The following is a 23,993-nucleotide window of genomic DNA, read 5'->3' as shown; positions in this document are numbered from 1 at the left end:
AAGTTGTCTAGTCAATCAAATATAGCATGAGTGATGACTAAGCCTAACTCTATTTTTTAGAGCAAGACCTAACTGTAAATTAAAAATTGTCTTCTTGCGCGTCTTGAGATTGGAAAGGTATCTCCATTTTGTACTGTACATCACGTAGAGCAGTACGTAGTCCCTCTAGTATCGTTGGATGATAAAAAGGAGTGTCGAGCATGTCTTTGATACTTAGATCATTGGTAATTGCTGTAGCAAGTATATGACCGATATATTCAGCGTCAGGGCCGACCATACTAGCGCCTAAAATTCTGTCTGTCTTTTTGCAACCATAGATATGTAGCAATCCGCAATTGACGCCCATCACACGGCTGCGTCCTTGATTATCAAAGCTCACGCTACCGATAACGAATTCGAGTTCTGAATCTTTTTGGATTTCTGGTAAAGACATACCAACATTGACGATTTGCGGTGAGCAAAATACGATAGAAAAAGGTGTCGCAGGTGGGCGAATATAAGCCGCTTCTGTATTTTCGCAGACCATACTGCCTGCACTATAGCCTTCATCGCTAGCCACATGCAGTAACGGAATATTAGCATTGGCATCACCAACGATATAGACGTTTAAGTCGCCAATCTGACCTGTTTTTTTACTCAAGTTTTTTGGGCGGTTCTTATCGTCTAGCTTAACGCCTAAGTTTTCGACACCTAGCTGCTTAATATTATTTCGACGACCAGTAGCAACTAAGACGTACTCACCTTGCCATTGCTGAGACTCACCAGCGCTGTCTTCATATTTGATAAACGCACTTTTATTACCTTCATCTGCTTGTGTACCTACATCGGTAATTTTGCTGCCTAGATGCATGGTCAATTCATGACTTAAGCAATCCATGGCTTTATTATTAATATCATCATCTTTTAGACCAGCCACTTGTTTGGCACGGTTTAGCAGCGTAACTTCCACACCTAAATGTGTGAATGCTTGTGCAAGCTCTAGACCAATGGCACCAGCACCGACGACAGCCATCGTTTTTGGTAAGTCTTCAAGCTCAAAGACACTATCAGACGTTAGCATGGTATCACCAAGCTTATCCGCCCATCCATCAGGAATAAACGGCGAGCTACCTGTGGCGACAATGATTTGCTCAGCAGCAATCAGCTCATCATTGACCTCGATTAGCCCTTGCTCATTAATACGAGCACGACCGTCAATTTTTTTATGGTCAGGCCAGCTGTCTACTTGTTTTTTAATGTAGCTTGCAAAATGACTGCGTTCGTCACGTACACGCTCCATTACGCGTTTTCCATCTATTTGCGTGGTTGTATGAATACCAAATTCAGCAGAATGGTTGGCATCATGTGCGCGATCCGCCGCTGCAATTAACAGCTTACTAGGCATACAGCCGACCGCAATACAGGTCGTAGTCCAAAATCCTTCATTAATAATGATTACGTCATCTTTGATTTTACTCGCTTGGCGAAAAGCATTTTGACCTGCGGTACCCGCGCCAATAATAGCGACAGATACTTTGCGCGTGACTTCTTTCGGCGTATCGTCAGTGGTCGTGCCAGATTGTTTATTCATATTATTCTTTAATAGGGACAAGGTTATATTCAGTGATAGACTGAATGCTTGGCTTATATTTTTTATTCGGTTTTTATGGTTTTTATGATCAATACTGATTTAACCATAACGTCAATAATACTGACTTAATTACAGAACCAATAATTATGGCACCAATAATTACGGCGCCAATATAGTCAGTAAGCGACTGGTATAGTCTTTGGCACGTAGGTTACGCTGTGCATGAGTCAGCTCACTGTCTTTATTGAATACAAATGCTGAACGTACAAGGCCTAGTGTAATTTTGCCGTACATATTTTTTTCTTTGATAACATCAAAATACTGGCATAGCTTTTCATCAGCGTCACTGATAAGTGGAATCTGTAAGTCATACTTATCGATAAATTTTTCATGAGATTCAACGCTATCACGAGAGACGCCAATAATGTCGTAGCCCAATTCATCGAAGTCATGAAGGTGCGAGGTAAACTCTGTTGCCTGTGTGGTGCAGCCTGGCGTGTTGTCTTTGGGATAAAAATAGAGAATCAAGCCTTTATCAGTATTAGCGACCATTTCTTTTAAATTGATTTCATCATGAATAAAATTGCCAGCAAGCTTGCGTACTATAGTTACTGGAAAATCAGGTAGGTGAATGGTTTCTGTTGTTGGCTTGGCCATTGTAAAATCCTTATTAGTTTTAGTTATGTGTATTGGCTTAATGATGGTTCTATTTATAGTGTTCTTATTATAGGCAGATTAGTAGAAATAAATAATCAGTTTTACACTTTGCCCATTCATTGGCAACAAAAAAGACTGGCAATAGCCAGTCTTTTGTATATCAAACGATTAGAAGTTAAGCAGGTTTTTGCGGCTTCTTCAAATCCAAACCAACGGTGCACTGCTGCAAATCTTTTTGCATCGCTTTCACATATGGCAGGTTAGAAGGGTCTTTCTTGTCTTGTGCGTAGCTTTCGATTTCCCACATTTGACCGATAGTCATGTTGCTGCGCACACCAATAGTACAGTTACATAGTTTGGTTGCGTTGCTTTTGTCAGCGACTTTGTATTTGACTGCGCCATTGACACATGAATTGATATTGTCTTGCTTAATGTCAGCAGCGTTGGCTTGTGGCATGGCAAACAGGGCCGCTAAGGCTAGGGGTAGTACTGGCAACAACTTCATAAATTTCCTCTTACGGGTAGCGTCAATTTTTTATCTTTTGCTAAATGCAAAGTCAATTCATCAATATATGAGTGACCGATATCGTCAGGTACATCTTTCGATAAATATAATCGTTCATACGATAGCAAGTATGTCGATTAGAATACAAGAACGACGTGCTGTATTAATGCAAGCGAATGTTGCACGAATGTTGATGGGTATCACCATTTCACGCAATATTTAGCATTAATGCATAGTCAGTTCGATATGATTTAAACATAAGGAAGGATAGTGGAATAAGCGCGCCTTATACTGTATCCAGTCTATATAGGACCGACTAAAATTAATTAAGACTGATAATGAGTAGGGTCAGTTACGCCAGCTTGGGCAAAGCCTTGACGACGCAATGCGCAGCTATCACAAACACCGCAAGCAAGACCGTTGGCATCTGCACGATAACAAGAAATCGTCTGTCCGTAATCGACACCTAGTGATAGACCAAGCTCAATGGTTTGGGCTTTTGATAATTGCTGCAATGGCGTTTGAATCGATAAGCGATGACCAGTGACGCCTGCTTTTGTCGCAAGGTTAGCCATATGTTCAAAGGCAGCTATATACTCTGGGCGACAGTCAGGGTAGCCAGAATAGTCAACTGAGCTGACACCGATGACGATATGATTGGCATCAGCGACTTCGGCGACTGCCAACGCGTATGATAAAAAGATAGTATTGCGCGCAGGCACATAGGTATTTGGGATAGCGTCGTTATCGATTTCGTCGCGCTTCTTGCTAGGGAATTTGTCCGAATTACCGTCTGGCACAATCATGCTGTGATCTGTTAGTGATGAACCACCCAGTTGTGCGATATCAATATCGATGACTCTATGATTGACACCTGCTGTCTCAGCGATGGTCTTTGCGGCCACAAGTTCACTATTATGACGTTGACCATAGTTAAAGCTGACTGCTGTCACTGATGCATAGCGTGCTTTTGCCCAATATAAGCAAGTCACCGAATCGAGACCGCCTGATAAAAGGACAACCGCATTTTGGCTTTTGGTAAGAGCAGCTAAATCAGCATCTGATACTTGATTGGGGGTGTCTTGCAAAGTAACGTTAGTCATAGTGATATCTATTATTGGTTTACGAAAACGGCTATTTTAGCAAAAATACGTCTACTACAGAACCACGAAGCGAGCAATCACCCGTCACTAAGCTGTCAAAGCTAGTTTACATAGCACTGCAATAAAATAAAGTCGGTATTACTGTCATCTTTTCAATCTGTTAGCAATATTTGTTATAATCGCAGCTTTTAAAGTAGTAGTCACCTGACATCGGTGATAATGCTTTAAAAGCCTTATCGAAAATCGCTTTATAGTAAAATCACCTTTATAAAGATATTGAGTAACCTATGACCGTAGCAACCTTATTTACGCCAAATATTCCTTCTCAAGCTAATGATGTATCTGATGCAATGAGCTTTGATAGTCAGGCTTTGGACACCGATACTGATAGTAGAGAGTACGATGACGTCTCTGAAGATGGCAATGATGAGGACATGATTGACGAGCAGTTTGCCGATGCGCAAGTACCTACCGAATCAGCGTACTTTCGTAAACTACAAAAGAAGCTGCGTCGCCAAGTCTCTTGGGCAATCCGTGATTTCAACATGATTGAAGATGGCGATGTGGTGATGGTTTGTGTTTCGGGTGGTAAAGACAGCTATACTTTACTTGATATTTTACTACTGCTAAAACGCATTGCACCGATTCATTTTGATATCGTCGCGGTGAATCTTGATCAAAAGCAGCCAGGCTATCCGGAAGACATCTTACCTGCGTATCTAAACGAGCAGGGCATCGCCCACTATATTTTAGAAAAAGACACCTATAGCATCGTCAAAAGCGTGGTGCCAGAAGGCAAGACTTACTGCTCGGCGTGCTCACGTCTGCGCCGCGGTTCACTATATGGTTTTGCTAAACAAATTGGCGCGACTAAGATTGCCCTTGGCCATCACCGTGACGATATGCTGGCGACCTTCTTTTTGAATTTATTCCATGGGGGTGCGCTCAAATCCATGCCGCCCAAACTGCTGAGCGATGATAAGCAAAATATGCTGATTCGCCCATTGGCCTATGTCGAAGAGAAAGATATTATTGAGTACGCCAAATTAAAGGAATTCCCAATCATTCCTTGTAACCTGTGTGGCAGCCAGACCAATCTACAACGCGCCATCATCAACGATATGCTGCGTGAATGGGATGATGCTCACCCGCAGCGTTTGGCGTCTATCTTTAAAGCAATGCAAAACGTCGCGCCATCACAGTTAGCTGATCGTGAATTGTTTGATTTTGAAACACTCAGTCTTGATCGCGATAATGATGAGCGTTTATTTGAAGGCGACAATATTCAAGCTGGTCAGACAGATAGTTTGGCTGAGATTGGTTTACCTGTATCGCCAAGGACGCAAACGTTCAATCCTAAGTTCGCTAGTGATAAGCCTTATTCAACAGAGACGGATAAAGCCGCACAAAACGAGCGTAAAGCACAGAAAATTCCAACGATTAACCCTGTGATTTAGTAGTTTATGAATTAGGGCTATATTAAATAGCTCAAAAAAAACCAGCCAATCTCTGACGAGTGGCTGGTTTTTTCACGTCTAAGTGCTACTAACAGTATTAACTCTTAGCAAAAACTGGTAGTGGGTCAAAGCTGACCTTTGAACGAGGCAGTTTTGCGACATCTTGCATACGCCAATCATCTTTACCGTCGTTGCTAACCTGTAGGTAATACTTGGCTTTTACAGGATCAATATCGACTTGTGCACTGTATTTATTGCCCTCAACATGCTTAAGGACAACATCGCGGTCTTTTTTGATATCCGTTGCATGAGAAATAGAAAGTTCCAACGTATCAGGATAAGTAAGTGGTGTGCCGTTTAGCAGCTTGCCTGACTGGACGCTTTGCTCAGGGTAGTTAAGATAAAACACAATATCGCCATTTTCTGCAAACTGCATTTGTCCATGCAAGTCTAAGTCATACGTGAGCTTATCACGAGACACATCATGATAGAGCGTTTTGCCATCCATATACCAGTCGTCACGTACCACGCTATCACGGATCTGGTAAGAGTAATAAACAAACCAAATACAAGCGATCACGACCGCAGCAGGCATGCCAATCACAAAGATAACGACCATATAATTTTTATACCATGGCTGCTTATCTTGATGTTTAAAGTTCGGTGCTGGAGTAGACATAAAATACCTATGCATCAGATACGCATTCAATAGATAGCTGTTCATTAGACATCTACAAATGGTATCAACGGATAATTTGGCGGCTGAGTGCTGCCAGTTTAATTGTAAAACATTTATTCGATAGTCTTTAGCTAGAATAGATATTTAACTACTTGCACTAGCTACAGACTACCGAATGATATACATGAAATTAAACAATAGGTCTGCTAATGATTTACTGACCTTGGGTCGTAAAGATATTTTGCTTACTTACCTTGTACTTGCCGTTTTCACTGCTCACATTTAGCGTGACAGGCGTTTGGCCAAACTCTATCACGTCAGGATCACCATAAATACTGACTGGCATATCAAAGCTTTCGCCCGCTTCTAATGGTACATCATTAAAGCGTAGCTCTAAGCTCAACCCTTTTTGCGGTGCAAGCGTTATCGTATAGGTATGAGCATCCTGTGTCTTATTGGTTAGCTTAACAATATAGCTGTTTTCGATCATGCCTTGATTGTTGATAGACGATAACTGATTGCGGTCACGGCGGATATCAATTTCCAAGGGCACGCGATCGGTTAACGCATATATAACGCCGCCACATAGTACGGCTAATAATGTCAAATAAGCAAATAGTCGTGGGCGCAGTACGCGGCTTGGCTCTTTTTCTGCTAGCTGACGTTCGGTCGTATAACGAATCAGGCCACGCGGATAGCCGACCTTGTCCATCACCTCATTACAGGCATCAATACAAGCCGCACACTGGATACAGCCAACTTGCAAACCATCACGAATATCGATACCAGTCGGGCAGACCTGCACACACATGGTACATTCGATGCAGTCGCCCAGGTGCTCTGGATTTGTGCCTTTTTTACGAGCACCGCGAGGCTCACCGCGTTCATAATCATAAGATACGATCAATGTGTCTTTATCAAACATCACACTCTGAAAGCGGCCATAAGGACAAATCTGTACACACATCTGCTCACGCATGTAGCCTGCATTGGCATAAGTAGCGAAGGTGAAGATAAACATTGAAACCCATACCCATGTTGGCCAATCAGGGAAAGGAATCATTCCTATTGACTGCCAGCTATGATATAGAGAGTCTGTTCCCGCCACATAACTAACAAAGGTCGCTGCTGTAATCACAGAAAGCAAGAACCAAATTGAATACACAACCGTGCGTTTGAATACTTTGCTCGCACTTAATGGCGCTTTATCAAACTTGATGCGTTTATTACGATCGCCAATCACCCATTTTTCAACATATTGGTATAGATGGGTCCATATCGTTTGAGGACAGGCGTAACCACACCAAACGCGTCCTGCATATACCGTCACCATAAACAGCGTAAACGCGGCAATAATGGCAAATGCAGCAATAAAATAAAAATCTTGCGTCAAAAACGTCAAACCAAAAATATAGTAATGCTGCGATGGCACATCAAACCATATCGCTTGTCTATCATTATAGCGCAGCCATGGCAAAAGTAAAAAAGCCGCCAAAAGAGCATACATCGTGATGACACGAATATTTTGATAAAAACCTGTGACAAACCTCGGGTGTACACGATGCTTGGTTGCATCAAGGTCGACTTGTTGTACAGGAATTTTATTGGATTGTTGTGCTGACATAAACGTGCCTCTTTAAAAAAAGAATCAGTCTGCTGGCATGATGAACAAACACCTCTAGCGTCGAGGTATATGAGTGTATGATGTTATCAATGTCAGTAAATAGCGGATAAAAAATTCGATAAAAAACTTTCTAATCTGCTTATCAAATGATCGATTGTAAATATAGTCGGTTCAACATAGTTTTGATACAAGCAAAGGGGAGTAAAAGTACTACAAGTAGTAGGCTAAACGAGCCTGTATCTAATTATGTGAAGTTGACTATCGTGTTATGTGATTGAGTCAGAGCGATATCAAGCCATGACCAATGGACTATTTAAAGAATAGCTATTCTAACATTCTCCCTACTAATAATGGGGTGATAATCGTAAAAAGCAACGAATATATGAGAACGTTTTCTAGTGTTTATAGCCGCTCATCATTGTCATTTCTAAATGAAAATCAATACCGCTATACGCAAAAGGGAGAACTGCAACAACAGTTCTCCCTTCATTAAATCTCATTCATATTCAGTACAGTAACAACGTCTTAGTTAGCAGCTGCTTCTTCAGTTGCTACAGGCTGAGTAGCAGCAGTAACTGGTGCTGCTGCAGGTGATTTGCCTGTTTTATCTGATAGTGAGTAGATATAAGCAGCAAGTAGCATGATACGCTCATTACCTAGCTTAGTTTCCCACTGAGGCATAACGCCAGCACGGCCATAACGTAATGTATTACGTACAGTCTCACGCTCACCGCCATATAACCAGATATTGTCAGTCAAGTTCGGTGCACCTGCTGAAATCATACCTTTACCGCTTTCAGAGTGACATAGTGCACACTGTTGCTTAAAGATAGCTTCGCCTTGATTAACCAAGGTTTGATCAAGTTCACCGTTACTCTTACTACCGTTGTTTGGAGATAGTGACAATACATACTCAGAAGCTGCACGTACACCGTCTTCGCCAATCTGATCGCGCCAAGCAGGCATACCGCCGATACGACCATTGTGTAGCGTAGTCAGAATGTTGCTAGCTTCGCCGCCATATAACCAATCATTGTCTGTTAGGTTAGGGTAGCCTGTCGCACCTTTAGCGTTAGAGCCATGACATACAGAACAGTTCTGTAGGAACAAGCGGCTACCAACTTTTAACGCATTTGGGTTTTCAGACAGTTTTTCGACATAAGGAGCAAGTTCTGAAACCTTTTCGTCAATTTTAGTCTGTAGATCTGCTGGTGGGTTTTCGCTACGACGCATGGTCGCTTGTAACTCGTTTAGCGTACCAAGTGTCGCAGTCGCACCTGCAGCATCTGCTTTTACCAAAATGCTTTTTTCAAAGTTGTCGGTAAATACTTTGTTGTTACTTTCAAGCTCACTGAACAACTCGTTTTTAGAGGTCCACGGTACAGTCTCACCGTCAACTTCTACGGTGGCGATACCTTCCCAGTGTTTCGGGAACATAGCTGGAAAGAATACCCAGTACGCCACACCCCAAACGATCGAGCCAAAAAATATCACCAACCACCATTTAGGAAGCGGCTTGTCGTATTCTCGGATACCATCGTATTCATGACCAGTAGTACCGTCTTCCTCAACGTCTGGTTTGTATTTTAGTACAAACAACAGAACGCCAAGAATAAAAAGCCAGCAACCGAAACTGATTAGCGTGATCCAAGAACTCCAAAAAAATGTCATCATTTATCCTTATTGCGCTGCTCTTCAGACAGAGATTTTATATCCTCGTCATCAAGCGCAAGTTGTGCATCTTCTTCGAAGCGTTTTTTGTTTTTTGGCGAATACGCCCACCATGCAACGCCTACGAAGGCAATAAAGGCAGAAACGGTCGCAATTGTTTGTAATTCACCAATACCCATTAGCGCTGTCCTTCCATTGCGGTACCTAACTGCTGTAGATAGGCGACCAAAGCGTCAAGCTCAGTAGCGCCAAGCACTGCATCTGGAGCGCCTTCAATGTCTTCTTCAGTATAAGGAACACCGAAGCGATCGCGGAATAGACGCATTTTAGCTTGAATGTTTTCGCCATCTACTTCGTTAGTCGCCAACCAAGGGAAACCTGGCATAACTGATTCAGGCACTAGCGAACGTGGATTGATCAAATGTTGCTTTTGCCAATCTTCAGAATAACGGCCACCAACACGTGCTAAATCTGGTCCAGTACGTTTCGATCCCCATAAGAATGGATGATCCCACGTCGACTCGGCGGCACGTGAATATGGTCCATAACGTTCAACCTCAGCACGTAATGGGCGAACCATTTGAGTATGACAAACGTGACATCCTTCACGGATATAAATATCACGACCTTCAAATTCAAGCGCTGTCCAAGGCTCCATAGCAGGAAGGGGAGCGTTCACCCCACCTTCTTCAGGACCCTTGTTGTCATAGATCAATGGCACGATTTCAACTAGCGTTGCAAAACTAATAGCAATCACGATACCAATGACTAACAAGCCTGTATTTTTTTCAATAATTTCATGCGGTGTACCAGCCATGATCGCTCCTTATACGTTAGCTGTCGAAGGTTTTTCGACACTAGGTTCATGATCCGTTGGATCAGCGACATCTACAGGCTTACCTTCTGGCATTTTGAGTGTTTTATAGCAGTTATAAGCCATTACAAACATACCCGATACATATAAGAAGCCACCAAATGCACGGCCAATATATGGGAAATGCGAGAATTCAACAGTATCAACGAAGCTATATACCAAAGTACCGTCTGGGTTAGTAGCCAGCCACATCATGCCTTGGCCAATACCTGAGATCCACATAGACACGATATAGAAAATCGTTCCTGCAGTCGCAAGCCAGAAATGCGTGGTGATTAAGCTGATAGAGTACATCTTCGGTTTGTTATAAATACGTGGTAACAGTACGTATAGCGAACCAATAGTAATCATACCAACCCAGCCAAGTGCGCCTGAGTGTACGTGACCAACTGTCCAGTCCGTGTTATGCGATAGCGCATTCACTGTTTTGATAGACATCATTGGGCCTTCGAACGTCGACATTGCGTAGAATGACAATGCAACAATCATAAAGCGAATGATCGGATCGGTACGCAGCTTATCCCAACTACCTGATAGCGTTAGTACACCGTTGATCATACCACCCCAAGATGGTGCGAATAGGATGATTGAGAAAACCATAGCAAGAGACTGCGTCCAATCAGGAAGCGCTGAATAATGCAAATGGTGACCACCGGCCCACATATATGAAGCAATCAATGCCCAAAAGTGAACGATAGACAAACGATAAGAATAGATAGGACGGCCAATCTGTACAGGAACGAAATAATACATCATTCCAAGGAAGGCTGCCGTTAAGTAAAAACCTACCGCGTTATGCCCGTACCACCACTGCACCATCGCATCAGTTGCACCGCCAAATAGCGAATAAGATTTGAACGCACTAACAGGAATCGCCATGCTGTTTACGATGTGTAGTAGTGCAATCGTAATGATGAAGGCGGCAAAGAACCAGTTAGCCACATAAATATGTGAGGTCTTACGTTTGATGAGCGTACCAAAAAAGACGATGGCATAAGAAATCCATACCAAGGCAATTAAGATATCAATAGGCCACTCAAGCTCAGCGTATTCTTTAGTCGAGGTCAAACCTAGAGGAAGGGTAATAACGGCGGATACGATAACCGCTTGCCAACCCCAAAAGGTAAACCAAGCCAAGTATGGCGCAAATAAGCGCGTTTTACAGGTACGCTGAACGATGTAGTAAGACGTTGCGAACAGGGCAGAGCCACCGAACGCAAAAATGACCGCATTGGTATGTAGCGGTCTTAAACGACTAAAGGTCAGCCATGGAATGTCAAAGTTGAGTGCTGGCCATGCTAACTGTGAAGCAATGAAGACACCAAGACTCATGCCGACGATGCCCCAAACGACAGCCATGATCGTAAAAAATCTTACGATAGTAATTTCATACTCACGGTCAACTGGGGCGACTGCTGTGTTTTGTAAACTCATTGGATGATTCCTTTACAGCCCGAATTATCAACAGAATTAACCAACAATCTATGCTGTCTGCACTATAAATACTCTCAAATTCATATTTATACTGGTGCCAACACATGTTGTTTTTTGGCTTATTTAGCGCAATGACGTCATTAACTATCGATTTAGGCCCTTACTGTCTATCAGTTAATACTAATAAATAGAAATAGGCACTTCATGCACCTTACTCAAGGTCAATCGATAGTAGGATTGTTAATAGATCATCAAGGTAAATAAGAAGACGCGCCGTTTTGAGCATCAAACATCTCATAAGGCTAAATATGTATCTTAATTATTACGAAAAAATCTGTACTAATGAAGATAGATACCCATATCTATAGGGCTATTAAAACGCATTGACCATAGATGTATGCTAGCGGCGGCTGACAAAAAACACGATTATGTAATGTTTGGTTAAAACTCCCGACTCTGTTTAAGGGTATTGTAACGCAATCCTAATTAAATATCATCAGAACTATGCGCCAAAATACAAACTCTTTGGTATAAATGTTAGCGAGCAACTTATTATTGCTGTGCTACTCCTCTATTTTATACACAATTTTGTCACTATTCTAGATGCTTATTTTGATTGAATAGGGGAAGCGCTCGCTAGACATAAGCGTAGGCTTGCAAAGAAGTTTTGTAACAATAACATTGCTGAGCCGATAAATAGGTTTTACTTCTTATCAAGTCGCCCTTTATAATGAGGCTGAACGTCATTAATGGCTATGTATTGCATAGGTCTATTGATAGCAATCATTTTAATAATTCTAATAGTTAGGCTAATAATACTTCAAGGGATATTGGTCTGACAGAATATCAATTAAGGATAATATAATATGGCAGTTTTTTTGACAGATGAATGGTTTGAGCAAGTAGAAAAAATGGGCAACGAAGCAGGTGAGTTAAATTTGCCGCCAGTACTTGCCAATATGGTCGTCAATCTAAAAGTGGCTGAAGCTGATAAAACTATCGAAGCCAATTTTGCAAATGGTTTGCTGCATCGCGGTTTGAACGATAATGCAACGACGACACTGCTATTAGATCGCGATATCCTACAGTCTATCATCACTGATTTTGATACCAATCAAATCATGGGTGCGTTTATGAGTGGCAAAATCCGTGTCGAAGGCGATATGTCACAGTTGATGGCAGTACAGACTGCACGTCCAAGTGCAGAGCAAAAGGAACTATATACTCGTATCAAATCAATGACGACGATGGCTTAATCGCATATTTATACGACTTTTACGCTATGTTTTTAACTGTAAAATTTCATAAGACACAAAAAAGCCCCTAATTCATATTAGGGGCTTTTTTATTGCGTAATCAAATAGGCATAAAAAGCTGTGGAAAGCTTCTCAAACAGGTTAGCTAGCTTTTGATTGGTTTTCTTTGTATATCGCTGCTTGTAGCCATACGTTTGCTTGGACGTAGTCATGTACTTTAATGCTATTAGTCTCAGCAGTATTAAGCGCACCGACACGCACTACAAAAGGATCTGCATCCTGCTCACGTAATGTCACCACATCAAACAATATAACAGATTTATCGTTAAACACGGTTTCTTGCTTGCCAAGCACTTGCCCCTGACACCAAGCTTCATCTTCTTGTCCTAGCGTATCGCCAAACAAGTAAGCGCACATGTGTCCTAAGTTGATTTCGACCGGTGCCATTTGTTCTTCGGTCTCAGGTTTCCATTCACTGATTTGCGCTTGCAGATCGTCTGGAATTTTTCCGTCATTAGCCGCGACGATATCGTTAAACGCACGGTGATAGCGGATAGATTCTTGGTCTTCTACCATGATGACTTCGTTTTGCTCGCTTAGCTTAATCTCGTGCGCCCATGCGCTAAAGTTAACGAAATAAGACGTATCGCGCTGATACAAATGACGATTGGTCGTATAGAGCTGATCAAAAGCATAAATAATGCTGCCATCGGCGGTACGCAAGCGTAGCACTGCATCATGAGAGTTGTCATTGGCGATGACGCGCTCGATTTTACAGTTCAATCCATAAGGACTATCGACACAAGGATAAGCATTGATAAAGCATTCTGGCTTACCATCCTTCATCGCGAGCACTTGATTAATATGGCATGGCTGATCTTCTGATAGAAGCAGGCAGCTGTCTTTTGCACTAACGTTGTTGTTCAGGCCTTTAGGCATAGCAGCGACTTCGATCATTTTTTGTAGCCACTCAGGCACATCATGACTCATATCATCGGTCAGAATACGCCAGTGATCGGCGTGACCTGCAGACTGCTCATCGGTCAACGTGATCTTGGTAGGAGATTGAATGTTTTTGTATTGATAATTTATGGTCATGAAAATACTCAAAATTAAGTCAGCGTGAGGTTTGTATCTAATACTGTGTTTGCTTGTGTACCATCCAACATTTTAAATGATTGGTTTATGATGGTCAGCGATATTATCAGTAAATAGCGAGTAAACCTCAATGAGGGGTTAATGACAATTGTCTTTAGCATATAATATATAGGTATTGGTACAGCTAATAGCAAGCCCCCTATAAAAAATAATAACAAAACCCAGTTTTTTGGTAAAAAATACTCTCAGTTGTTGCTAATGACTGGCACATATCAGCTAGTTTGTGTCAAACTAGCTCCCTTTTGACAGCTGTTATTGGCTCGTCTGACACCCTGTTTTTGTGTTTGATTTATATGTGAGTAGTAGCAACTGTATGATGCATTTACTACTGCTCGTTATGCAACCTATATAAAGTCGCACGTAGATAAGATAAAGAGTTTGAATATGTTTCGTCCTTTAGCGTTATTTATCGGCTTACGATATACCCGAGCAGAACGTAGTAATGGCTTTATCTCCTTTATATCACTCATCTCGATGATTGGTCTGACGCTTGGGGTTGCCGTATTGATTACGGTGCTATCAGTGATGAACGGCTTTGACCGTGAACTGAAAACCCGTATTTTGGGAATGGTGCCGCAGGCTACTGTGGTCTCATCAGAAATTATTGGCGACTGGGAACAGCTCGCTGATCAGATCAAAGAAGACCCAGAAGTGGCAGCTGTGGCACCATTCATTCAACTGCAAGGGATGCTGACATCAAATGGTCAGGTCGCAGGGATCATGGTGACAGGCGTCGAGCCTGAATACGAAAAAAACGTCTCCATCATCAATGAACATATGATTGAAGGTAGTATTGACACTCTGAAAAGTGGTGACTTCAGTATCGTGTTGGGCGAGGAGATGGTGCAGTCCTTGGGTCTGCAAATAGGGGATAAAGTGACGCTAGTATTGCCAGAAGCGTCACCATCACCAGCAGGCGTGATACCGCGATTTAAGCGTTTTACTCTGACAGGCATCTTTACGATCAGCCCAGAAGTAGACAGCCTTATGGCGTTTATCCCGATGGGAGATGCGGCAAAATTACTGCGTTTACCAGAAGGTGCGCAGGGCGTACGCATGAAGCTTAATGATATCTTTACTGCGCCGATAGCTGCGGAAAAAGCGGCTGCTATCGCACCTGAAAAGCTATATCCAAATGACTGGACACAGACCCATGGCAATCTGTTTGGGGCAATTCAAATGGAAAAAGCCATGGTCGGCCTATTACTATTTTTGATTATCTTAGTTGCTGCTTTTAACATTGTCTCAAGTCTGGTCATGCTAGTGACCGATAAAAAAGCAGATATCGCAATCTTAAAAACCTTTGGTGCGTCTCCTCGTTTGATTACGCAAGTCTTTATGGTCCAAGGTGTGGTCATCGGTGTTATCGGTACTATCGCTGGTACGATACTGGGTGTGATATTTGCACTTACGGTCAGCGATATTTTAGGCTTTATTAATCAAGCCTTTGGTCTGAATCTATTTGATGCGTATTTTGTCAATTATTTGCCATCGCAGTTGCGTTTGTTAGATGTGGTATTAATCACAGGTGCATCGTTTGTATTGAGCTTTTTGGCAACGATTTATCCAGCACGTCGAGCGGCTAAGATTCAGCCTGCTCAAACGCTACGCTATGAGTAATCGCAAACGCCTAACTGTTGAAATAAATACCGAAATAAATAAAATAAAGGAAGCGCTATGTCTGCCATTTTAGAGGCGACCAATATCAATAAGATATATGATGAAGGCGCGGTCAGTACACAAGTATTGACTGGTCTTGATCTGACTGTTCATGCGGGTGAGCGCATCGCTATCGTTGGAACTAGCGGTTCAGGTAAAAGTACGTTGCTACATTTGCTTGGTGGTCTAGATACGCCAACCAGTGGTGAAGTTTGGTTGCATGGTCAGTTATTAAATAGCATGAATGAAACTGAGCGCGGAGCTATGCGCAACAAGCATTTGGGCTTTATTTATCAGTTTCACCACCTTTTGGCAGAGTTTACAGCAATCGAAAACGTAGCTATGCCATTGCTGATGCGTCCAGAAGTATCAACAACTGATGCTCGTAAGCAAGCAGTTGAGATTCTAGAAAATGTCGGTCTGGAGCATCGTTTGATGCATAGACCAGGTGAGCTATCAGGTGGCGAGCGCCAACGTGTAGCGATTGCACGCGCGCTAGTGACTAAGCCATCGCTTATTTTGGCGGACGAGCCAACAGGTAACTTGGACTACGACAATGCGCAAAGCGTCTTTGGCCTGTTGTCAGAACTACAAAGCACCATGCAAACGGCGCTACTTATGGTGACGCATGATCGCAATTTGGCTGCTCTTGCTGATCGTCAGTTGTTGCTACGCAATGGGCATTGGGAGCAGTATTAATAATTTTTTATATTAGGTCGAAAAACTGACCGAAACGCCATCTATTGGCGTTTGTTATGGCTATCATATTGAAGGTTTATTGTTGTATTATTAAGAAAATATATCATAGAAACTAGCGATTAAGCGGTTGTGAGCCAGCCGCCTTATCTATTTTATAAGGATGCGTAAAATGCGTGAAGATGATAATCCAATTGCGGCTTTTGGTAGTGCGGAAGAGGGTGATGAGCCGTTAAAGCCTTACATCGATCCAACTTTGTTTGAAACGCTTGATAGACAGGCGCAAACCGAGCTACTGACACCTGTGTTTGATGCCATCACTTTGGCTGGGGTTGATTACGACCTAAAAGTTCAAGACAGCGCGACAGGTAAGCGTTATACGCTATGTAAAAATGATGAAGTCATTGAGATCGTACCGATGGATAGCAATTTCACTGACAAAGTTTTGAATGCTATAGAGAACAGTAAAGAAGAATAAGCTTTGCTAGCTTAGTTTAGCTAGGGCGTAAGCGTTATAGCCGTGTAATAAAGTTAGATTACTTATCGCTTATCAGATTCGTCAGAAGGTTTTTGCTGACGTTTCTGCCAACTAGCCACGGTTTTATAGCGCCAGATAGCCTTGAATGCTAATCCGCAAACGATGCTAGTCACTACCGCCAAAATTGTTAGCCCGATGCAAAATGCAGCAAGCGATACTGTACCGCGATAAGTAATGAATGGATTGGCACCGTTTGATAATGCCCATAAGCTAAAATCAGCAATCATTCTACCGATGAATCGCAAACTAATCACAGGTGCATCAATGATCTTTGCACCGATATAGTATCCAGCATAAAAGATGGGTAAGCTAGTGACTGGATTGGTAATCCATGTTAAACCAAGCGCCATAGGAACATTGGCACGAAAAATAAGCGAGCCAATAAGTGCCAGTAACATCTGTCCTGGCAGCGGGAAAAATGCACTTAATACACCGATATAGACGGCCTTATTTAGGCTGTGTCGATTGAAATGCCATAACCTTGGATCAGCCAAATGCGGTGCAAACAGCTTTAAAGTGCGACTTTCTAAGATTTTCTCTGGTGTAGGAAGTAGGTCTTTTAGACGTTTTTGGGGCACAGGATCGCCTTTAATCATTAACTACAGTCTACTCAATAGTATTGAGAAGCTGGTATAAAGTAATATATAGTGAGTAGGATAAAGGTTAGAACACACAGAATGGTGGTGTCAGATAGTTACCACCTAATACGTTGCCTCAGTATAGGGTAATATAAATATAAATGCTATTGCATCGCGTACCATTTGCTATAGTAAGTAACCATATTTGGCCGAATAATATTTAAGTCATCAAGCAAGGAGTGCTGGTGTACTGGTTGATTGGTAGCCTCATAATTATAGTTATGATGGGCGTATTGGCAGTCGCAGATAATGTGATAATGCCAACTGATTTGTCTTTGCTAGAGACAGTTGGTACCTCTAATCTGTCGTTGGCACTGACTATATTTCCCACAATTCTGTTGGCGTCTGCTCAATTTAACATACCCTCGATAGACAGCCACAACGCTGATAGCAATACCTCTAACAACACATCTCGTCATATTAAACTTCCTTTCCGAATTATTAGATACTTAGTCTTAGCTCTACTAGCGACTGCGTTAGTGATAGGCAGCGCAATGCAAGCTTTGGTTACTCATCAACAAGCAGAAACCACTGAAATAACTGCACCGATACGAGTACAAGCACTCGTGCGTATCGAAGGGTTGAGCGACAGTGTTTATGATGCTACTACAGACAGCGGGTATCGCCAAGTAGCAGTGATAACGAACATCACTCCATTGGTCGCTGAGCTGACGCCCCAAGAGTTAGCAACCAAAACATCCGACTACTTACATGCGAATAAAAATAGCCTAAGCAGAAATTACGATGTTAATCCCAATGAAGTTAGTATCGAAGTCAGCGAACACCGAATCTTACTTAACGCCTATCCAAGAAAGTCTGTAAATGATAGCCAGTTTGCATTCTTAAACGATTTGCAACCCGGTGATGAGATATTCATGAGCCTAGCACTGGCGCCGTTGGCTACTTCTGAACAAGCAGTCAATAACCCTACTGGTTTTGACAGTTATCGCTGGTTGCGAGGTCGGCATATTGATGGCGTTGCAAATATTTTGGCCGTTAGCCCTACATTGGTAAATAGTAGCGAAATTAGCAATGAAATCAGCAATGAAAAATATTCGAAGCAGTCGCTAGACTCTGATTCATATCTTCAGCGCTTTCGTACTCATATTGATCAAGGGCGTTGGCGATTACGACAGCATTTTTATCAAGACTGGTCAGCACAAACGACAGCAGAACAACAAGCAAAAGCCGTGACATTAAGTCTGCTTACGGGTGATCGTAGCTTGATTAATCGTGATACTAAAGATTTATATCAACTGGCGGGTATCTCACATCTGCTCGCTATTTCAGGCACGCACGTACTGTTTTTAGCTATTGTATTGGCAGGCATAGCCGTACTGCTGTTTGATCGTAATTATTCAGCGATTTATCGTCGTATTCCGCGTTGGCAAGTGCGCTGGTGGGTAATGATTGGCGCCGCTTTTATTTATGCGCTATTTACTGGTTTTGACGTGCCTGCTGCTCGTACGGCTTGGATGTTATTAGCGATTGGATTCGTCAGATTGATATTGCTTCCTATCAGTACGATGCGCGTGCTATTGGCATTGGCTATATTGATGGCTTGGCGTGACCCTTACGTATTATGGCAGGCGGGATACTGGCTATCTTTTATCGCAGTGGCGTTATTACTTAAGTATGATGATACGTCGTATGAGCACCAAACTACTGCTACAACGAATTTATACAATGATAAGCCGCGTACTCATATCAATAACGCGCTATCTAACCGTGTTTGGCAAATGGCCAAGCGTGTGTTTAAACTACAGTTTTGGCTGTTTCTTACTCTATTACCCGTGACGTTGCTTTTATTTGGTAAGGCATCGTTATGGGGGCTTTTTATTAATTTATTTGCTATTGGACTATTTGGTTGGGTGATTGTACCGCTCAATCTATTAGCAGGGTTGTGTTACCTTTTAATGCCAAGTATCGCTGATATTCTTTGGGTAATTATTAGTACGATAGTTGGTCATCTACACGATTTGATGAGTTGGCTGACGTCATTGCCAGCGCTATCGGATGCGTGGCTCTATACACCAGTTAATATCGCGATACTATCGATGGCTTTGCTAAGTGCATTGCCTTGGCTGTTGCCACGAGGTTTACTCAGTCGTTGGTTGATGTTGCCACCATTAACGTTACTGATGATGACGGTGTATGCCAATCAGCAGTCACTGGTAACTGTACCGACCCTATATATTTTGCCAACGGGTGATTCGTATATAACGGCAGCATTGCTACAATATCCTACTGTCAATGAAGACAATACCAATTGGTTGTTCTTAGCTGACCATAGACCAGCTTCTACACGAACGATGCCCAGCAGTCTGACAGCAGACAAATTATCTGAAAATTTAGAGCAGCAACTGGGCAGCTTATCTATCAATAAGTTAGAGAGTATTGTCGTACAGAGAAGCAGTATTGGCCTGACTGATACGTTAATTCCTGACAATAAGAGTATTGCTAATACCGAAAATTCTGAATTACTACCGATGACTGTTGCTCAATTAAATGACCGTTTAGCCATTAGCCAATATTGGCAAGCAGGGCGCTCTGATCGTTGGTCTGCATTTCAGCAAGCCTATAAAACAGTTAGGCAATCTGAAGATACGCCCACTATCAGTGCTCAACGTTGTGAGCAAGGAAAAATATGGCAGTCGACTAACGATGAATTGTCAGTGCAGGTCATCACTGGTTGGACCAAGATAGGTGATACTAGCGTTTGGGACTGTACGATTGCTCTTGATACTAATTTGCTTATACTCGTTCTAAGATACAATGCGGCAGACCCACTTAATTCGTTACCTGTCAATTCACCTGACAATCCTCAAGCGCAAATAACCATCAATCAGTTAACTAGCAAACAGTCAGCGTCTTCTCAGTCGCGTTTGATTCTAGATACTGATACTCATCAACGCGTTTGGCAAATGTGGTCATTACTATGTTCAGCTGAATCGAATAATGAGAACATGCTATTCAAAAATACACGTTGGCTTGGTCACAGTGCCTCGCAGATTACAGGCGATATCATAAGTCGTCAGAGAGTTGATGAAGTTATAACCTATGATAACAAACCGTTAGACGCGGCATTATCGCTAAATAACATTGATAGCTTTTCCAATGCCGAAACTACTAACCCTCAAAAATAAGGCTGATATTATCAGCGTTACAATATAGTGATATTTCACAGTTATACTATTGAACCATTATCGAAATACCACCATACTTAGCAGCCTATTAATACAGGTCACTGACTATTAGCATAGGTCACGGATATGGTGAGACAGTATCAGGTATACACCATCGCTTTAGCTGTATTTCTCGACAACCTCACTTTATTGTTTTAGATTGTTTCTAACTTAGGAAGTTATATGCCCAACTGGCCACCAGACCCTAACAAACGTCCTGATAACTCGGCAAATCAGCCAACGCAACTGCAGCAACCAAGCCCGCCAAGTGGACAAGAATGGAAGGTGCTGGAAAACACGTTATTAGCGAGTGTGGTTGAGCAGCGCCGCGCTCGTCGCTGGAGTATCTTTTTTAAACTACTGACCTTTGGTTATATCTTATTGATATTTTTGACCCTTGGTCGTGGTTGCAGCAGTACGCCAACAGGTATGGACGCAGTCGATACTAGCGATCCACATTTAGCAGTGGTTGAGCTGCAAGGCGTCATCAGTAATGACGATGTGGCTAATGCGTATGATGTCAATGAAGCATTGAGAGACGCTTTTGCAAATAGCAACTCAAAAGCAGTAGCATTGGACATTAACTCACCTGGCGGTTCACCGGTACAGTCTGATGAGATTTGGCAGACCATGATGGACTTACGCCAAGAGTACCCAGACAAAAAGCTTTATGCGGTGATTGGTGATATCGGTGCTTCAGGTGCTTATTATATTGCGTCTGCTGCAGATGAGATTTATGTCAATCCGTCAAGTTTAGTTGGCTCTATCGGTGTCATTATGCCAAGCTACAACGTTAAAGGCTTAATGGACAAAGTTGGCGTCGAAGATCGTACGATTACGGCTGGTGAGTATAAAGATATCTTAAGCTTATCTCGTCCGTTGACTGACTATGAAGAAAATCATGTTGAAAAAGTACTAGCAAACACGCACAAGCATTTTATCAATGCTGTCAAAGAAGGGCGCGGCGACCGTCTGAAAAATCCTGAGCAAAACAAACTGTTCTCAGGGTTATTCTGGACAGGTGAGCAGTCTATTGAGCTAGGCTTAGCAGATAAAACAGGTAGTATCACAAGTCTAAGTAAGCAACTAGATCTAGATACTATCATTAGCTATAGCCCAACTGATCCGTTCCAAATGTTTATGGACCGTTTTGCAGTGAAGTTAGGTGCAGGTATTGGCTCTAGCGTTAGTCTCGACGTATTGCCACAAGAAAGCAACACTGGGCAGATGCGTTAAGCGTTTTATGTTTTAGATATAATGTGTATGATTGTTAAGGCTGAGCATATAATTGTGCTCAGCCTTAATTATATGTAATACCAAATAAAAACCTTGGTCTGAGTGATAGCCTGATTAAATTAGCTATACAACTATAACCATCAAATACAGTCGTCAAACTTGCCATATAAACATGGTTGGTTTTGAAGGGGTTGGTTTCGATGCTGTTGGTTTTAATAATGGTACAAGGTTCAATCATTAACAATAATATATAACATAAACGATCCCACGAGAGTCTGTCATGAGTGATGAAATAAATTTGCAGTCCTTTGCTAAACTGCCTGTCTCTAAAATAACCAATAAACCTGTGCTGCATTTTGCTCATGCTAATGGAATGCCAAGCGCGGTATATGAGCCATTTTTTGAAGGTTTATCAGAATTTTTTACGGTTGAGTATATTGCGATGTTGGGTGATACGCCTGATTATCCAGTGGACGATCATTGGCGCAGTCTGACGCAGCAAATCATTGATAGCGTAAACAGTGCCTGCGAAAAGCATGGCGTTGCACAGGTAGTAGGAGTAGGGCATTCGCTTGGGGCCATGTGTACGTTGCAGGCCACGTATCGTCAGCCTGAACTGTTTGCACAAGCAGTACTTATGGATCCGCCTTGGATTTATGGCAAAGTCAGCTTGTTGTGGCATTTAGCAAAGACCGCTGACAGATTACCGCTTATGAATAATCGTCTGATGGACAAACTGTCACCAGCTGGCGTTTCCAAACATCGCCGTGATGTGTGGGATAGCCGGGATGAAGCATATGAGAAAATGCGACATAAAGGGTTTTTTAAGAATTTTGATGAGCGTAGCTTTCAAGGATATATCGATCACGGCTTGCATGAGCGCGCGGATGGCAAAGTGACATTGGCTATCCCTAAGGCCAGTGAAGTCGCTGTGTTCCGTACCAATCCATCCTGGTATTGGCTAGCACCGAATCGTGGCCCTAAAGTGCCTGTGACTTTAATCATTGGTCAAGACAGTATCTTTTTGAAACGTCGTTTTCCGCAGCAGATAAAATCGCGCTTGGGCATTCCTTATGAGACTCATGAAGGGGGACATATGTTCCCACTTGAGCATCCAGAGTCTGTCTCAAAACTAGTGTTAGGATTGATTAATCAGCAATTGTCCAACTAAACGCAACATATTATCAGTCATGCTTGTAATGGATATGAGCTGCCAGAGTATTTTTAAGTGATACCTTTATGCCAAAAAACCTAACTGCGCCATCTAGTACGACTGTCTCACCTAAGTCTCTGCCGCTATTTTCGCGCGTGGGTACATTCGTGCTAACAGTAGGAATGGTGCTTGCGTTTTTTATCAGTCAGTTGGTAGGTGTTTATGTCGCTGGCAAACTGGTATTACCTGCCGATGAACAGACATCGATAGGGCGGATATTCTATTTTGGTAGTAATGATGGAACGGTTGTGAGCCTGTCTATACTCATCGGCTGTGTATTGCTAGTGACAATTAGCATACTTATCATTCGTTTAAAAGGTGGCAGTCTGCGTCAATATCTAGTGCTAAAGCCGTTCTCACTGTCGGTGGGTATAGGCATGCTTGGGTTGCTACTGATATTTATGATTGCCAGTCAGGCGCTGACGTATGTACTCGATATGACGCCGTTGGTGTTTGTTGATGCACTCTATCAGTCTGTCATTTCGGTTTGGCTGTTGGTGTTTGCCATGGTGGTCGTCGCACCAATTTATGAAGAAGTTATCTTTCGCGGTATATTGTGGTCAGCCATCGCAGAACAGTTCACGGCACCATCCTATTCAGCGAATCATGGGGCGATTGTCGCCAGCATTGTGACAAGTTTGATATTTGCTGTGATTCATGTGCAATATGGTATCTATGAGATTAGTACTATCGTAGTATTGGCATTGATATTTTGCTACGCACGGATTAAGTCGGGCTCGCTATTACTGCCAATCGTACTACACATTGTCAATAATGGTGCAGCGATGTGGCAGTATATCGCGCAAGCCGCATAGATAAAATGCTAGCCTTAATGATTGC

General features: G+C 42.4%; 21 protein-coding genes. 9 read left to right on the top strand and 12 right to left on the bottom strand.

Annotated elements, in window-relative coordinates; translation table 11 throughout:
* Positions 1-79: 79 nt before the first annotated feature.
* From CXF60_RS13485 to queC, 4 genes are all read right to left on the bottom strand, one after another.
* Positions 80-1,570 carry a dihydrolipoyl dehydrogenase gene (locus CXF60_RS13485; RefSeq protein WP_102092336.1) on the bottom strand — a complete coding sequence of 497 codons (1,491 nt, stop codon included), beginning with the start codon at positions 1,568-1,570 and terminating at the stop codon, positions 80-82.
* 159 nt (positions 1,571-1,729) lie between these two features.
* Positions 1,730-2,227 carry a peroxiredoxin gene (locus CXF60_RS13480; RefSeq protein ID WP_102092335.1) on the bottom strand — a complete coding sequence of 166 codons (498 nt, stop codon included), beginning with the start codon at positions 2,225-2,227 and terminating at the stop codon, positions 1,730-1,732.
* A gap of 175 nt (positions 2,228-2,402) precedes the next feature.
* The gene (locus CXF60_RS13475) at positions 2,403-2,732 is read right to left on the bottom strand and encodes a hypothetical protein (RefSeq protein WP_057760815.1); all 330 of its coding nucleotides are present in this window, start codon (positions 2,730-2,732) and stop codon (positions 2,403-2,405) included.
* A gap of 326 nt (positions 2,733-3,058) precedes the next feature.
* Positions 3,059-3,835 (bottom strand): 7-cyano-7-deazaguanine synthase QueC, encoded by a 777-nt coding sequence (queC, locus tag CXF60_RS13470; protein WP_102092334.1) that lies wholly within the window; start codon positions 3,833-3,835, stop codon positions 3,059-3,061.
* Positions 3,836-4,185: 350 nt separating this feature from the next.
* Between queC and ttcA the strand changes: the two genes are divergently transcribed.
* Positions 4,186-5,292 (top strand): tRNA 2-thiocytidine(32) synthetase TtcA, encoded by a 1,107-nt coding sequence (gene ttcA, locus CXF60_RS13465; protein WP_102092386.1) that lies wholly within the window; start codon positions 4,186-4,188, stop codon positions 5,290-5,292.
* A 97-nt stretch (positions 5,293-5,389) separates the two neighbouring features.
* Here ttcA and CXF60_RS13460 read toward each other — a convergent pair whose 3' ends face one another.
* The 6 genes from CXF60_RS13460 to ccoN form a co-directional block, all read right to left on the bottom strand.
* Positions 5,390-5,971, bottom strand: a complete 582-nt coding sequence (locus CXF60_RS13460) for a FixH family protein (protein WP_057760810.1) — start codon at positions 5,969-5,971, stop codon at positions 5,390-5,392.
* Positions 5,972-6,185: 214 nt separating this feature from the next.
* Positions 6,186-7,595, bottom strand: coding sequence for a cytochrome c oxidase accessory protein CcoG (gene ccoG, locus CXF60_RS13455; protein ID WP_102092333.1), 1,410 nt, complete (start codon positions 7,593-7,595; stop codon positions 6,186-6,188).
* 525 nt (positions 7,596-8,120) lie between these two features.
* Entirely contained in the window at positions 8,121-9,266 is a 1,146-nt protein-coding gene (locus tag CXF60_RS13450) for a c-type cytochrome (protein ID WP_102092332.1), read from the bottom strand.
* A complete protein-coding gene (locus CXF60_RS13445) occupies positions 9,266-9,445 on the bottom strand; it encodes a CcoQ/FixQ family Cbb3-type cytochrome c oxidase assembly chaperone (RefSeq protein ID WP_057760804.1) in 180 nt (59 codons plus the stop codon). Before CXF60_RS13445 ends, CXF60_RS13450 begins: the two co-directional genes overlap by 1 nt.
* Complete coding sequence (ccoO, locus tag CXF60_RS13440; protein WP_057760802.1) at positions 9,445-10,083, bottom strand: cytochrome-c oxidase, cbb3-type subunit II; 639 nt, start codon at positions 10,081-10,083, stop codon at positions 9,445-9,447. The genes CXF60_RS13445 and ccoO overlap by 1 nt, the downstream gene beginning before the upstream one ends.
* Before the next feature lie 9 nt (positions 10,084-10,092).
* Positions 10,093-11,574: a cytochrome-c oxidase, cbb3-type subunit I gene (gene ccoN / locus CXF60_RS13435; protein ID WP_057760799.1), complete on the bottom strand. Its 1,482-nt coding sequence runs from the start codon at positions 11,572-11,574 to the stop codon at positions 10,093-10,095.
* Between the two features lie 866 nt (positions 11,575-12,440).
* Between ccoN and CXF60_RS13430 the strand changes: the two genes are divergently transcribed.
* Positions 12,441-12,830 carry an SCP2 sterol-binding domain-containing protein gene (locus CXF60_RS13430; RefSeq protein WP_057760797.1) on the top strand — a complete coding sequence of 130 codons (390 nt, stop codon included), beginning with the start codon at positions 12,441-12,443 and terminating at the stop codon, positions 12,828-12,830.
* A 141-nt stretch (positions 12,831-12,971) separates the two neighbouring features.
* On the opposite strand, the gene CXF60_RS13425 is transcribed toward CXF60_RS13430, so the two are convergent.
* Positions 12,972-13,928 (bottom strand): hypothetical protein, encoded by a 957-nt coding sequence (locus CXF60_RS13425; protein ID WP_102092331.1) that lies wholly within the window; start codon positions 13,926-13,928, stop codon positions 12,972-12,974.
* 444 nt (positions 13,929-14,372) lie between these two features.
* Here CXF60_RS13425 and CXF60_RS13420 point away from each other — a divergent pair, with 444 nt between their 5' ends.
* The 3 genes from CXF60_RS13420 to CXF60_RS13410 all read left to right on the top strand — a co-directional run bounded on the left by CXF60_RS13420 (position 14,373) and on the right by CXF60_RS13410 (position 16,821).
* Complete coding sequence (locus tag CXF60_RS13420) at positions 14,373-15,608, top strand: lipoprotein-releasing ABC transporter permease subunit (protein ID WP_102092330.1); 1,236 nt, start codon at positions 14,373-14,375, stop codon at positions 15,606-15,608.
* Positions 15,609-15,665: 57 nt separating this feature from the next.
* Positions 15,666-16,346: a lipoprotein-releasing ABC transporter ATP-binding protein LolD gene (gene lolD / locus CXF60_RS13415; RefSeq protein ID WP_057760792.1), complete on the top strand. Its 681-nt coding sequence runs from the start codon at positions 15,666-15,668 to the stop codon at positions 16,344-16,346.
* 169 nt (positions 16,347-16,515) lie between these two features.
* Entirely contained in the window at positions 16,516-16,821 is a 306-nt protein-coding gene (locus CXF60_RS13410) for a hypothetical protein (protein WP_057760791.1), read from the top strand.
* Between the two features lie 62 nt (positions 16,822-16,883).
* Here CXF60_RS13410 and CXF60_RS13405 read toward each other — a convergent pair whose 3' ends face one another.
* A complete protein-coding gene (locus CXF60_RS13405) occupies positions 16,884-17,459 on the bottom strand; it encodes a DUF2062 domain-containing protein (RefSeq protein WP_228707148.1) in 576 nt (191 codons plus the stop codon).
* A 245-nt stretch (positions 17,460-17,704) separates the two neighbouring features.
* Between CXF60_RS13405 and CXF60_RS13400 the strand changes: the two genes are divergently transcribed.
* The 4 genes from CXF60_RS13400 (at position 17,705) to CXF60_RS13385 (ending at position 23,968) form a co-directional block, all read left to right on the top strand.
* Positions 17,705-20,665, top strand: a complete 2,961-nt coding sequence (locus CXF60_RS13400) for a ComEC/Rec2 family competence protein (protein WP_228707147.1) — start codon at positions 17,705-17,707, stop codon at positions 20,663-20,665.
* A gap of 222 nt (positions 20,666-20,887) precedes the next feature.
* Positions 20,888-21,940, top strand: a complete 1,053-nt coding sequence (sppA, locus tag CXF60_RS13395) for a signal peptide peptidase SppA (protein WP_102092328.1) — start codon at positions 20,888-20,890, stop codon at positions 21,938-21,940.
* 280 nt (positions 21,941-22,220) lie between these two features.
* On the top strand, positions 22,221-23,111 hold the full coding sequence (locus CXF60_RS13390) for an alpha/beta fold hydrolase (RefSeq protein WP_102092327.1): 891 nt from the start codon (positions 22,221-22,223) through the stop codon (positions 23,109-23,111).
* Between the two features lie 68 nt (positions 23,112-23,179).
* Positions 23,180-23,968: a CPBP family intramembrane glutamic endopeptidase gene (locus CXF60_RS13385; protein ID WP_228707146.1), complete on the top strand. Its 789-nt coding sequence runs from the start codon at positions 23,180-23,182 to the stop codon at positions 23,966-23,968.
* Positions 23,969-23,993: the final 25 nt, after the last annotated feature.

The organism is Psychrobacter sp. 4Bb, from assembly GCF_002836735.1.
Taxonomy (GTDB): domain Bacteria; phylum Pseudomonadota; class Gammaproteobacteria; order Pseudomonadales; family Moraxellaceae; genus Psychrobacter.
The sequence above is the reverse complement of the archived record's forward strand: the minus strand, read 5'-3'. Positions and strand labels throughout refer to the sequence as shown.

What these genes read in the sequence shown, in the direction of transcription:
- CXF60_RS13485 (WP_102092336.1), bottom strand. Translation starts at nt 1,570, where the DNA reads ATGAATAAACAATCTGGCACGACCACTGACGATACGCCGAAAGAAGTC.
- CXF60_RS13430 (WP_057760797.1), top strand. Translation starts at nt 12,441, where the DNA reads ATGGCAGTTTTTTTGACAGATGAATGGTTTGAGCAAGTAGAAAAAATG.
- lolD (WP_057760792.1), top strand. Translation starts at nt 15,666, where the DNA reads ATGTCTGCCATTTTAGAGGCGACCAATATCAATAAGATATATGATGAA.
- CXF60_RS13390 (WP_102092327.1), top strand. Translation starts at nt 22,221, where the DNA reads ATGAGTGATGAAATAAATTTGCAGTCCTTTGCTAAACTGCCTGTCTCT.
- CXF60_RS13480 (WP_102092335.1), bottom strand. Translation starts at nt 2,227, where the DNA reads ATGGCCAAGCCAACAACAGAAACCATTCACCTACCTGATTTTCCAGTA.
- CXF60_RS13385 (WP_228707146.1), top strand. Translation starts at nt 23,180, where the DNA reads ATGCCAAAAAACCTAACTGCGCCATCTAGTACGACTGTCTCACCTAAG.
- CXF60_RS13410 (WP_057760791.1), top strand. Translation starts at nt 16,516, where the DNA reads ATGCGTGAAGATGATAATCCAATTGCGGCTTTTGGTAGTGCGGAAGAG.
- CXF60_RS13475 (WP_057760815.1), bottom strand. Translation starts at nt 2,732, where the DNA reads ATGAAGTTGTTGCCAGTACTACCCCTAGCCTTAGCGGCCCTGTTTGCC.
- ccoO (WP_057760802.1), bottom strand. Translation starts at nt 10,083, where the DNA reads ATGGCTGGTACACCGCATGAAATTATTGAAAAAAATACAGGCTTGTTA.
- ccoN (WP_057760799.1), bottom strand. Translation starts at nt 11,574, where the DNA reads ATGAGTTTACAAAACACAGCAGTCGCCCCAGTTGACCGTGAGTATGAA.
- CXF60_RS13450 (WP_102092332.1), bottom strand. Translation starts at nt 9,266, where the DNA reads ATGACATTTTTTTGGAGTTCTTGGATCACGCTAATCAGTTTCGGTTGC.
- CXF60_RS13460 (WP_057760810.1), bottom strand. Translation starts at nt 5,971, where the DNA reads ATGTCTACTCCAGCACCGAACTTTAAACATCAAGATAAGCAGCCATGG.
- ccoG (WP_102092333.1), bottom strand. Translation starts at nt 7,595, where the DNA reads ATGTCAGCACAACAATCCAATAAAATTCCTGTACAACAAGTCGACCTT.
- queC (WP_102092334.1), bottom strand. Translation starts at nt 3,835, where the DNA reads ATGACTAACGTTACTTTGCAAGACACCCCCAATCAAGTATCAGATGCT.
- CXF60_RS13445 (WP_057760804.1), bottom strand. Translation starts at nt 9,445, where the DNA reads ATGGGTATTGGTGAATTACAAACAATTGCGACCGTTTCTGCCTTTATT.
- CXF60_RS13425 (WP_102092331.1), bottom strand. Translation starts at nt 13,928, where the DNA reads ATGACCATAAATTATCAATACAAAAACATTCAATCTCCTACCAAGATC.
- CXF60_RS13420 (WP_102092330.1), top strand. Translation starts at nt 14,373, where the DNA reads ATGTTTCGTCCTTTAGCGTTATTTATCGGCTTACGATATACCCGAGCA.
- ttcA (WP_102092386.1), top strand. Translation starts at nt 4,186, where the DNA reads ATGAGCTTTGATAGTCAGGCTTTGGACACCGATACTGATAGTAGAGAG.
- sppA (WP_102092328.1), top strand. Translation starts at nt 20,888, where the DNA reads ATGCCCAACTGGCCACCAGACCCTAACAAACGTCCTGATAACTCGGCA.